The organism is Methylomonas sp. EFPC1 (assembly GCF_016925515.1).
Taxonomy (GTDB): Bacteria; Pseudomonadota; Gammaproteobacteria; order Methylococcales; family Methylomonadaceae; genus Methylomonas; species Methylomonas defluvii.
This window is the reverse complement of record NZ_CP070494.1, coordinates 4,124,703-4,135,743: the sequence shown is the minus strand read 5'-3', so window position 1 is coordinate 4,135,743 and position 11,041 is coordinate 4,124,703. Positions and strand designations below refer to the sequence as shown.

The window sequence follows — 11,041 nt, the reverse complement described above, 5'->3', positions numbered from 1 at the left end:
ATTATGAAAGAAAAAACCGCGCACCAGATTGCCCACGTTCTTATCGAAGCCTTGCCGTATATTCAAAAATTCAAGGGCAAAACCGTTGTCATTAAATTCGGCGGCAACGCGATGGTCGATGATGCGTTGAAACACAGCTTCGCCCGCGACATCGTGTTGATGAAGCTGGTAGGTATTAATCCTATCGTCGTGCATGGCGGCGGGCCGCAAATCGGCGACTTGTTAAAACGCCTGGGTAAAACCTCCGAGTTTATCGACGGTATGCGCGTGACCGACAGCGAAACCATGGATGTGGTGGAAATGGTGCTGGGCGGCTTGGTGAATAAAGAGATCGTGAATATGATCAATATGCAGGGCGGCAAGGCGGTAGGTCTGACCGGTAAGGACGGCAATTTCATCCACGCCCGCAAAATCAACATGACCAAGGCCGGCGCGACGCTGGACGACGCACCGGAGATCATTGATCTGGGCCATGTCGGCGAAGTCAGCAGTATCGATCCGGCGGTGGTGGAAATGTTGGGTAACAGCGATTTTATTCCGGTGATCGCGCCGATTGGCGTGGGTAAGGACGGACATTCCTATAATATCAATGCGGATTTGGTGGCTGGCAAAGTAGCCGAAGTGTTAAAAGCCGAAAAGCTGATGCTATTGACCAACATCCCCGGCATTATGGACAGACAGGGCAATTTGCTGACCGGCCTGACCTTGACTGATATTGATAATCTGATTGCCGATGGCACGATTTCCGGGGGGATGATTCCGAAAACCCGCTGCGGCACTGATGCGTTGAAGGGCGGTGTGACCAGTGTGCATATCATCGACGGGCGGGTCGAGCACGCGGTGTTGCTGGAGCTGTTCACCGATCAGGGTGTCGGTACCTTATTGTTGCGCCGCTAAGCTGGATTGAATAAAAGGCGCAAAGGCTTGGCGAATGCTCTGAGCCTTGGCGCCTGAGCATAATTCGTTGCCGATACTGGATTGGCGGCAGCGGATGTCCAGAAATATCTGCAAAGTATTGTTGCGCTCCAGCAGTGATACCGACAAGCTTAAATCGTCGTCTTTCTGCGGGGCTGCGCGCATGATCAGTTTCTCGCTTTCCACGTCTTGGCCGGTGGTGGAGTGAGTCGCGACAAACTCGCCGGCGACTTTCCAGGCTTTTTCGCATTGCCCGGCGTCCTGGCAAACAAACAGGCCTAACTCGTTGCTAGCGTTACTGGCCGCTAAACTATCGCCGTTGACCGGTTTTCCGTCGTTGTTGTTGGCTTGGGTGAGGAATTGAAAGCGGGCTATGTCGGCTTTGAATTCTTTTTCGCTGTTTTGTCTGTCTTGTTGGTGACGCAAAAGCTCTTGTTTGCCCGCTTCTATCTGTTGTTTGCTGGCGGCAATATCCGCCAGTAATTTCGGCGGTATCTTGCTGCCGCCGCGCTCAAGATTGGCGGCTTGTTGCTGTTGCTGCTGCAATTGCAGTTGAATGCGTTCGATATTGCCTTCAATCACTTTTTGCCCGGCATCGAAGGATGCCATTTTATTGCTCAAGGCTTTATTCATATCATCAATGTTACGAAAAGTGCTCAGCAGGACTTTGTCGTTGGCGTTTTGCCTGGCAATGATCTTTTCCTGTTCCTTGCGTAGCGCATCCAGCCGCTTTTGCTGGGCTATTTGTTCGGCGGTTTTGGCTTTTTCAAGCACATCGAGCACGCGGGCTTTCTCGCTTAATGTTTCCCGTTTGTGCTTTACCTGATCCGGCGGTACTTGGTCGGAGAAATAGACGTTACCGTTTTCATCCACCCAACGATACATTTTTTTGGCATATGCCGGCTGACCCAATGCACATAGCAAAGCTAGAGCGACAAATGAGGTTCGTTTGAAGGGGGCATGTCGCATGGCAATACTGGCTAGAGGCCTAGCCCAGTAGGCTGACCAATTGATGCAAGGGCGGCAAAATCATCATTTTTGCCAGTTGCAACAATACCAGCGCCACCAGCGGCGATAAATCTATCCCGCCCAGGTCGGGTAAAACCTTGCGACACACGTTCAGCAGCGGATCAGTCAAACTGTACAAAATCGATGAGGCGGAGCCGTAGCTGCCGGGGGCGAACCAACTGAGGATGGCGCCGGCAAAAATGGCGTAAACGAAAATATCGATCAGCATTTTCAGCAAGTCGGTAAACGACAATAACGTCAATGCCACAAAACTCACGGACAAGCCTTTAATAGCCAGTATCGAGAAGTTGGCTACTATTTGCAGCAACAAGGCCAATACCAGAGAAGAGCTATCGATGCGGCCGATAGACGGGATGAAACGGCGCATGATCCTTAGCGGCGGATGGGTGATTTTCACCAGAAATTGCGATACCGGGTTGTAAAAATCGGCCTGGGTCCACTGCAATAAGAAGCGCAATGCCACCGCTAAAATGTATAAAGAAAACAGGGTGTCTATCAGGAACACTATCGGGTCGGTCATGTAATTGCTGCCCATTAGTCGGCTCCTAGTTGTTTTGACATTTCAATGGAACGGTCATTGGCGGCATGCAAGGCTTTGGCAACCAGTTCGACAAAACCGTTTTGCATAAATGTCTCTATGGCTTGCTGAGTGGTGCCGCCCGGCGAGGTAACTCTGGCGCGCAATTGTGCGGGCGATTCGGCCGATTCCAAAGCAATTTTGGCGGCGCCCAGCGCGGTTTGTTGTATCAGCAGTCTGGCGGAACGTTCGTCCAGGCCCAATTCCAGGGCGGCTTTTTCCATCGCTTCCATCAGCAGGAAGAAATAGGCTGGTCCGCTGCCGGAGACGGCGGTTACCGCGTCAAGTTGGTTTTCGTCGTTGACCCACAGGGCCAAACCGACAGCGCGTAAAATATTTTCGGCCAGATCTTTTTGTTCGTCATCAACATTGGCGTTGGCGTGCAATGCGGTTGCACCGGTTTGCACCAGTGCCGGTGTGTTTGGCATGCAGCGCACGATAGCGGCCTCGCTACCTAGCCACTTAGACAGGCTTTGTTGGGAAATGCCGGCGGCAATCGATACGACCAGCACATTCTTTTGTTTCAGGCTGGGAGCGATTTGCAAAGCAACATCGCGCAATATTTGCGGTTTAACTGCCAGCACCACGACTTCGACTTCGTTAATGACTGTCTCGTTGTTGGCGGTAGTATTGACATGAAGTTGATCGGTGTGAGCCTGCAACGTGGCGGGCGCGGTATCCGACACCCAGATCTGCTGCGGTGAATGGCCGCTGGCAATCAAGCCGCTGATTAGACTGGTCGCCATATTACCGCCACCAATAAAACCGATTGTTTTTGTTTTCATAGCTTACTGATTAGTCTGTTGAATTGTTACGGAAACCGCTTTTCGCGATGCATTCTACATGACAATGGTGGCGTCGCAGAGAATCTCAAGTCGTTACGGATTTTTGCAAGCCGATATGCCGGGGGCGGATACCTAACAGTATCAGCGCCGAACTATAAATCAAGATTGCCGAGCCGATTGTTATCCCCAGGTGCAGGCCTCGTTGCGACGCGCTCCAATCGAGCCAAAGCGTCACGTCGACAAAATAATATAAAAACGCCGACATCACTGCGTTGGCCACCACAACCCGCATTATGAATATTAGCCATTGCTCGCAAGGCTGGTAAATTCGGGTTTTTAACAACGTCAACAAAAGAAGGAGCGCGTTTAGGTATGCAGACAAGGTAGTTGCCAGGGCGATGCCAAGATGAGCGAAGGGAAATGCCAGCAGCACACTCAATATGATATTCGCGACGATGGAATGCATACCAAAACGCATTGGCGTTTGTGTATCCTGGCGGGAAGTGAAGCCTGGAACCAATATCTTGATCAACATAAAGGCCAGTAAGCCTAGCGCATAAGCCATCAGGCTCTTGCCTGCCATCCGCACATCGTCGCTGCCGAATTCATTATATTGAAACAGCGTTGATAACAAGGGCTCAGCCAGCAGTGTTAAACCCAGGGTAGCAGGCAGGCCGATCAGTAACACCAGTTTCAAGCCCCAGTCCAACGCTTTGGAAAAGGCCAGGGCATCTTCAGCGGCATGGTTCTCGGACAATCTCGGCAAAATGACTGTCGCCAGCGCTACACCCAAAATTCCGAGCGGAAACTCCACCAGCCTATCGGAGTAGTAAAGCCAAGAAACGCTGCCCGACGTTAAAAATGAAGCTACCAAAGTGCCGAACAGTAAATTGACTTGCACCACGGAGACTCCAAAAATGGCGGGGAGCATCTGCTTGAGCATGCGTTGCACCGCTGGGTCTTGGTAGCCCCAGCGCGGCCTGGGCAGCAAGCCGAGCCTTATCAGTGCAGGGATTTGAAATAACAGTTGCACTACGCCGGCGCCAAATACGCCCCACGCTAAAGCCATAATGGGTTTGGCCATTAACGGCGAAATCCAGATTGCAGCGCCTATCATGCAAATATTCAGAAATACCGGAGTCAGTGCCGGAATGGCGAATTTGCCGCGTGCGTTCAAAATCGCGCCGGAGAATGCAACCAGCGTAACGAAGAACAAATATGGGAAGGTGATGCGCAGCATTTGCACAGCCAGTTCGTACTGGTCGCCTTCCCACAGAAAACCGGGCGCAAAAAGCAGGATCAGCAACGGCGCTGCAATGACGCCCGCCACTGTGAATAACACCAACAAGACTGCCAAGGTGCCGGCGGTGCGGTCGATAAACAGTCGCAAACCTTCCTCGCTGTCTTTTTCGTTATAATCGGACAGAGCTGGTACAAAAGCTTGGGCGAACGCGCCTTCCATGAACAAGCGGCGCAGGAAGTTCGGAATCCTGAAGGCCACGAAAAACGCATCGGTTGCCGCGTTAACGCCAAAAATGTTGGCAAATAGCATGTCTCTTACAAAACCCATGATCCGCGAAATCATGGTCATACTGCTAACGATTGCGGTGGATTTAAACAGCTGCTTACTCACTGCAGGCCTCAGATTGAGTTTGGGAACACTAAAAATTTGACAATCATAGCATCCAAAATGATAATACGCGGTTCCAGATTAACTCAAAAGAACTGATAGACTATGGCTAATTCACCACAAGCTAGAAAAAGAGCGCGTCAGGCTGAGAAAAGCCGTATTCGCAATGCCGGACAGCGCAGCAACTTACGCACTTTCGTTAAAAAAGTGATCGCCGCTGTTAGAGCAGGCGATAAAGAGCAAGCTCAAGCCGCGTTTAAAACCGCTGTTCCTGTAATCGATTCGGCTGTTAACAAAGGCCTTATCCACAAAAATAAAGCGGCTCGCAGCAAAAGCAGACTAAACGACAGACTGCGCGCAATGGCTTGATCTCGACGCAAAGTCGATAGATCAACAAGGCCTATGCAACAGATGTTGCTTGGGCCTTTTTTATGCGCGGCGGTTTTATCTCGCGCAGATACCAGATGCTCTGGCTCCTAATCTTTCCGATAATCAAAGGTTGTTAGCTTTCAAGCAACTTATTTGGAATAAGTTGCTTGCGGCGCGTGGACATGCTGCTAATCTGATAGCTTTCAGCTCATCAGTCTAAGGTACTGTCATGAATAACCAAGACCAAGCCAAACTGCGTTGGGGCATTCTCGGCGCGGCCCGCATCAACGAACGCTTATTGCCGGCAATAGTCGAAGCATCTAATGCCGAACTGATTGGTATCGCCAGCCGCCGTCCCGGGGCTGCGGCGCAAACGTTGGCTAAATATGCCCCCTGCCATCCTGAGATACAGAGTTACGACAATTTGGATTCTCTGCTCAACGACGATGACGTACAAGCCATTTATTTGCCAATGGCGAATCATGAACACGCTGAATGGACTTTACGTGCCATCGAGCATCGCAAGCATGTGTTATGCGAAAAACCGATGGCGCTGACGGTTGCCGATATTGATGCGATAGAAACAGCGGCTCGCCGTTACGGGGTGACCGTGATGGAAGGCTTTATGTATCGTTTCCATCCGCAACATGCCCGTGTATTGGAGTTGATCGGCTCCGGACTGATAGGCGAAATTCGATCGGTACGTGCCAGCTATTCGTTCATGATGCGTCCGGCCCGGATGTATCGTTTAGCCGACGATGTTTCGCATGGTGGTGGTGCGATGTGGGATATTGGCTGCTATGCAATTCATTCGCTGCGAATGTTTTTTCAGCAATCCCCTTGCCGGGTAATGGCGTTGTCCAAATACGTGGAAAGCGGCGCCGACATCGCCACTAGCGGCGTGCTGGATTTCGGCGAAGGCAAATTCGCACATTTCGATTTCAGCTTTGAACGGGCTCGGCGCTGCGAATACGAAATCATCGGTACCCAAGGGGGTATAAAATGTCATGTGGTTTGGCAATTGCCTGGCGATGTGCCGGTGATTTCTTGGTGGACCGAGGACGGTCGCCAGTCCGAAGAGCGTTTGCCGGCTTCCAATCACTTCCGTCTGGAGATTGAACATTTCAGCAATTGCGTGTTGAGTGGTCAGGGGGCGCAGTTGTCCCTAGCCGACGCCCGCGACAATTGCAGAACGATAGTGGCCGCATTGCAATCGGCGGCGGAAGGTCGGGTCGTCGAAATTTAATGGCAACAACGCGAGGACGTCTGAGCGAGTGCTGTCAAACTCTGCAAAAAGGCCATGTCTTTGAGCCTCGTTCGCGTTTAATTCATATGAGTTTGCGGCCTCAGGAGCTTGTCGATGAACGAGAAAATATTATCCAAAATTGTTCGGAGCGATGCCTTGCGCATCGTTGCGATGTTAGCGACATTGAGTATTCTTCAGGTGGGTTCTGCATGCGCTGCTGACGTGGTACAAGCCCGGAAAGATTTGCAGCAAATGGGTGTTGAATACACGGAACAGCAATTCGCGACCTCCGCTGGAGCGGGCGATATGGCGGCGGTGCGATTATTTCTGGATGCGGGAATGGATATCAACGCTGGCGATAGTGCCGCTTTGGGGTTGGCGGCCGGTAGAGGGCGGACGGAAATGGTGGAACTGCTATTGGCGAACGGCGCCAAGCCGACAGCCAATGCGCTACAGTTTGCGAGAACCCGAGGTCATCGGGAAATTGCGAATATGCTGCTTCGAGCCGGGGCGAAGGAATAGCGGCCATGTACGCTCAGATTTGAGCGATTGATGGGCATGCCACGATTTTTCGACAAGAACGGAAAGGTGCGACTCCCTCGAAATAGCTAGAGGGAGTCACGATGAGACTTAACGCGCGAGTTTTTTTGGCCGTTGATTCCCAAAATACCTAAGGCTGAGCCGAACAACCAAATCGCCGCTGGTACGGGCACTGCGGCAATATTGCTGGCGAACAGCTGGTTGTGGAATTCGATATTGCCGTTAAACGACTGAGCAACCAATTGGCCGTTCAATTGTCCGTAACCGCCAAATACGTTGGCCCAGGGCGCTAGAATCGAGCCCTGAGGGTTCTTGCTGCCCGCTAACGTTAACGACATTGCGTCATAGAAATTGTAGATGACGTGTGTGGCGTCGATACCGTTAAGATTGACTTGGCCGTTTTGAAATATCTGGCCGGTGCCGCTGACATTGATCAACACGGTGGAGTTGCTGGGAGCGCTGATGTTGATCGTATTGCTGGCGGTCAGTTCGGCGCCGTCTATGTCAAACACGTTGAGTTCGCTATTGTTGCCGGTCAAATTCAGCGTGCCGTAATTGTTGCCGACACTGCCGTTGGCGGTCAAAGCGTTCCAGGCGTTCGAGATGTTTTGATATTGGGTTTGCGCACCGGAAAAATCCACCAATGTTTGCGCGAAGACGCCGCCATTGGCGGTAAAGCTGCTTAGCAGGGTGCCGCCTGCATAGATGCTGCCGTTCTGACCATTGCCTACGCCACCGTTGTTGGCGGTTAGCGTGCCGTTTACGACCAAACGGGCTGCGTTGCCACTGATTTGCGAGGCCACCGAATAGTTGGTCAATGTAATATTGCCGCCGGCAGCCAAGTTGCCCTCGGTATCGGAATTTGAGCTGATGAAGTTGCCGAATACGAAAACATTGTAGTCGCTGGCCGGCCCTACCAAGGCTGCATGGGCTGGAGAGATGGCGGCAGCCAATAATAAACTGGTAGTTGCTATAGTGTGTGACAAACGCATTTTCCTTTAACCTTGAATAAGTATGATGGCGGGATGCCTTAAATTGATAATGTGTCGACAATATCCGTTCCCATGCGGAAATGTCGTAAGCAAAACCGACGGTTCAAATAAGAGCGTGGCGATAAATACCTGACCACGCCGTTGATCGACCGGGGAAGTTGGCTTTTGCCGATTCGAGACCTATATTAAGTGACGAGCCGTTAATAGTCGGTTATCCCGGATTGCGGCGATAAACCATGCGCTTCCGGCGTCCATTCTATCTGATTTGAATTTCGGGCGATACGGCCGTTGGTACAGGTGACTGCCGGGTTAGCAAACTGCTAACCCGGCAGCTTATTCGAAGCCGTTTTTATTGGCTAAATGTCAATCCGTCAATTGCGACATCGATTTTGATCGAGTCCCCAGGGATGAAGCGTCCTGACAAAATCTCATTAGCCAGCGGATTTTCCAATTGCCGTTGTATCGCCCGTTTCAAAGGCCGCGCGCCGTAAACCGGATCGAAACCGGCTTCGCCGAGTAAATCCAGTGCGGTTTCGCTGACTTCCAGACCAATGTCTTTTTCCTGGAGACGACGGCGCAACAATTCGATCTGAATTTTACAGATGGCGCGGATTTGGCCCTGGCCGAGCGGATGGAAGACCACTGCTTCATCGACCCGATTGATGAATTCCGGCCGGAAATGCTGAGCTACAATCTCCATCACCGCATCTTTCATTTCGACATAGTTGTCTTCGCCCGCGAGTTCCTGGATCACGCTGGAGCCCAGGTTCGACGTCATTACCACCACCGTGTTTTTAAAGTCGACGGTGCGACCCTGTCCATCCGTCAAACGGCCGTCGTCAAGCACTTGCAGCAATACATTAAACACGTCGTTATGGGCTTTCTCGATTTCGTCAAGCAGGATGACCGAGTAGGGTTTCCGGCGCACGGCCTCAGTTAGATAGCCGCCTTCTTCATAACCGACATAGCCGGGAGGTGCGCCGATCAAACGGGCCACGGAATGTTTCTCCATGAACTCCGACATGTCGATGCGCACCATTGCTTCCTCGGTATCGAACATGAATTCGGCCAAAGCCTTGCACAGCTCGGTCTTACCGACTCCTGTTGGCCCCAAGAATAGGAACGACCCGTTGGGGCGGTTCGGGTCCGACAGGCCGGCGCGGGAGCGGCGGATCGCGTTGCTGACGGCTTTCAGGGCTTCGGTTTGGCCGATTACCCGTTTGCCCAGCTCTTCTTCCATGCGCAGCAATTTTTCGCGCTCACCTTCCATCATTTTCGAGACCGGAATGCCGGTCCATTTCGAAACCACTTCGGCGATTTCTTCTTCCGTGACCTTGCTGCGCAGCAGGGTGGTTTCCTGCATTTCTGCTTGCGAAGCCAAGTCCAGTTCTTTCTCCAGTTTGGGTATGTCGCCGTATTGCAGCTCGGACATCCGCGCGTAATCCTGGCTGCGGCGGGCCGCTTCCAGTTCCAGGCGGGCATGTTCCAGGCGTTCCTTGATCGTTGCAGTGCCTTGCAATGCCGCTTTCTCGGCTTTCCAGATTTCTTCCAAATCGGAATATTCTTTTTCCAAGTCGGCGATTTCCACTTGCAGGATTTCCAGGCGTTTTTTTGAGGCCGCGTCGCTTTCGTTTTTCATGGCCTCGCGTTCGATTTTCAATTGAATCAAACGCCTGTCAAGTTTATCCATCGATTCCGGTTTGGAGTCCATTTCCATCCGGATCCGGCTGGCGGCTTCGTCGATCAAGTCGATGGCTTTGTCCGGCAATTGCCGATCAGAAATATAGCGGTGCGACAGCATGGCGGCGGCAACGATGGCCGGGTCGGTGATGTCGACGCTGTGGTGGATTTCGTAACGTTCTTTCAAACCGCGCAAGATAGCGATGGTGTCTTCAACGCTGGGCTCGTCGACAAGTACTTTTTGAAAGCGGCGTTCCAACGCGGCGTCTTTTTCGATGTATTGCCTATATTCGTCCAGCGTCGTGGCGCCGACGCAATGCAGTTCGCCGCGAGCTAGAGCGGGTTTCAGCATATTGCCGGCGTCCATCGCGCCTTCGGCCTTGCCGGCGCCGACCATGGTGTGCAGCTCGTCGATGAACAGGATGATCTGGCCTTCCTGTTTGGCAACGTCATTAAGTACGGCTTTCAGACGCTCCTCAAACTCGCCGCGAAACTTGGCGCCGGCGATTAATGCCGCCATGTCCAGCGACAATAGTTGCTTGCCTTTGATACCTTCCGGCACTTCGCCGTTAACGATGCGCTGCGCCAGACCCTCCACAATCGCGGTTTTGCCGACGCCGGGCTCACCGATCAATACCGGGTTGTTTTTGGTGCGGCGTTGCAAGACCTGGATGGTGCGGCGGATTTCGTCGTCACGACCGATCACCGGGTCGAGTTTGCCTTGTTCGGCACGTTCGGTCAGGTTGATGGTGTATTTTTTCAAGGCCTGGCGTTGATCTTCGGCGTTGGCATCGTTGACGTTCTGGCCGCCGCGCATGTTTTCGATGGCTTTTTCCACGGCTGAAGCAGTGACGCCTGCTTGCTTGAGGATTTTTTGTAAGGAGCCGCTGGCCTCCAGGGCTGCCAGCAAAAATAATTCGCTGGAGATGAACGCATCTTTACGTTTTTGCGCCAGTTTGTCGGTCAGATTCAACATCCGCGACAATTCGTTGGAAATCTGCACATCGCCGCCGGCGCCGGAGACGCTGGCCAGACGATCAATCTCCTTGCTTAACTCATTGCGCAAGGCGTTGACCTGAATGCCAACTTGCATCAGTAAAGGTTTGATACTGCCGCCTTCCTGATCGATCAGCGCCAACATCACGTGCACCGGCTCGATGAACTGGTGGTCCTTGCCCAAGGCCATGCTTTGCGCGTCGCTGAGCGCCTGTTGAAATTTACTGGTTAATTTATCCATTCGCATGCTGCGTACCTCATTTGGGATATAAATTGTGTTGC

Annotated in this window: 10 protein-coding genes; 4 read left to right on the top strand and 6 right to left on the bottom strand. The window is 52.2% G+C overall.

Annotated features, from left to right (window positions below; genetic code table 11):
- Window positions 1-3 precede the first annotated feature (3 nt).
- Complete coding sequence (gene argB / locus JWZ98_RS18960; protein ID WP_033159176.1) at window positions 4-897, top strand: acetylglutamate kinase; 894 nt, start codon at window positions 4-6, stop codon at window positions 895-897.
- Here the strand turns inward: argB and JWZ98_RS18955 are convergent.
- From JWZ98_RS18955 to murJ, 4 genes are all read right to left on the bottom strand, one after another.
- The gene (locus tag JWZ98_RS18955; protein ID WP_225892918.1) at window positions 880-1,884 is read right to left on the bottom strand and encodes a DUF4124 domain-containing protein; all 1,005 of its coding nucleotides are present in this window, start codon (window positions 1,882-1,884) and stop codon (window positions 880-882) included. The two genes, argB and JWZ98_RS18955, sit on opposite strands and share 18 nt — an antisense overlap.
- A 19-nt stretch (window positions 1,885-1,903) precedes the next feature.
- Complete coding sequence (locus JWZ98_RS18950) at window positions 1,904-2,479, bottom strand: YggT family protein (RefSeq protein ID WP_033159143.1); 576 nt, start codon at window positions 2,477-2,479, stop codon at window positions 1,904-1,906.
- The gene (gene proC, locus JWZ98_RS18945) at window positions 2,479-3,306 is read right to left on the bottom strand and encodes a pyrroline-5-carboxylate reductase (RefSeq protein ID WP_033159144.1); all 828 of its coding nucleotides are present in this window, start codon (window positions 3,304-3,306) and stop codon (window positions 2,479-2,481) included. The genes JWZ98_RS18950 and proC overlap by 1 nt, the downstream gene beginning before the upstream one ends.
- An 85-nt stretch (window positions 3,307-3,391) precedes the next feature.
- Window positions 3,392-4,939 (bottom strand): murein biosynthesis integral membrane protein MurJ, encoded by a 1,548-nt coding sequence (murJ, locus tag JWZ98_RS18940; protein ID WP_033159145.1) that lies wholly within the window; start codon window positions 4,937-4,939, stop codon window positions 3,392-3,394.
- A gap of 102 nt (window positions 4,940-5,041) precedes the next feature.
- Between murJ and rpsT the strand changes: the two genes are divergently transcribed.
- From rpsT to JWZ98_RS18925, 3 genes are all read left to right on the top strand, one after another.
- Entirely contained in the window at window positions 5,042-5,305 is a 264-nt protein-coding gene (gene rpsT / locus JWZ98_RS18935; protein ID WP_020483383.1) for a 30S ribosomal protein S20, read from the top strand.
- A gap of 229 nt (window positions 5,306-5,534) precedes the next feature.
- On the top strand, window positions 5,535-6,551 hold the full coding sequence (locus JWZ98_RS18930) for a Gfo/Idh/MocA family oxidoreductase (protein ID WP_033159146.1): 1,017 nt from the start codon (window positions 5,535-5,537) through the stop codon (window positions 6,549-6,551).
- Window positions 6,552-6,665: 114 nt separating this feature from the next.
- Entirely contained in the window at window positions 6,666-7,073 is a 408-nt protein-coding gene (locus JWZ98_RS18925) for an ankyrin repeat domain-containing protein (protein ID WP_033159147.1), read from the top strand.
- A gap of 86 nt (window positions 7,074-7,159) precedes the next feature.
- Here the strand turns inward: JWZ98_RS18925 and JWZ98_RS18920 are convergent, their stop codons facing one another.
- On the bottom strand, window positions 7,160-8,077 hold the full coding sequence (locus JWZ98_RS18920) for a choice-of-anchor A family protein (protein ID WP_165385991.1): 918 nt from the start codon (window positions 8,075-8,077) through the stop codon (window positions 7,160-7,162).
- A 355-nt stretch (window positions 8,078-8,432) separates the two neighbouring features.
- A complete protein-coding gene (gene clpB, locus JWZ98_RS18915; RefSeq protein ID WP_205451353.1) occupies window positions 8,433-11,006 on the bottom strand; it encodes an ATP-dependent chaperone ClpB in 2,574 nt (857 codons plus the stop codon).
- Window positions 11,007-11,041: the final 35 nt, after the last annotated feature.

Excerpts from the sequence above, each read along its gene's own strand:
- proC (WP_033159144.1), bottom strand. The coding sequence starts at position 3,306 with ATGAAAACAAAAACAATCGGTTTTATTGGTGGCGGTAATATGGCGACC.
- JWZ98_RS18930 (WP_033159146.1), top strand. The coding sequence starts at position 5,535 with ATGAATAACCAAGACCAAGCCAAACTGCGTTGGGGCATTCTCGGCGCG.
- argB (WP_033159176.1), top strand. The coding sequence starts at position 4 with ATGAAAGAAAAAACCGCGCACCAGATTGCCCACGTTCTTATCGAAGCC.
- JWZ98_RS18955 (WP_225892918.1), bottom strand. The coding sequence starts at position 1,884 with ATGCGACATGCCCCCTTCAAACGAACCTCATTTGTCGCTCTAGCTTTG.
- JWZ98_RS18925 (WP_033159147.1), top strand. The coding sequence starts at position 6,666 with ATGAACGAGAAAATATTATCCAAAATTGTTCGGAGCGATGCCTTGCGC.
- clpB (WP_205451353.1), bottom strand. The coding sequence starts at position 11,006 with ATGCGAATGGATAAATTAACCAGTAAATTTCAACAGGCGCTCAGCGAC.
- rpsT (WP_020483383.1), top strand. The coding sequence starts at position 5,042 with ATGGCTAATTCACCACAAGCTAGAAAAAGAGCGCGTCAGGCTGAGAAA.
- JWZ98_RS18950 (WP_033159143.1), bottom strand. The coding sequence starts at position 2,479 with ATGGGCAGCAATTACATGACCGACCCGATAGTGTTCCTGATAGACACC.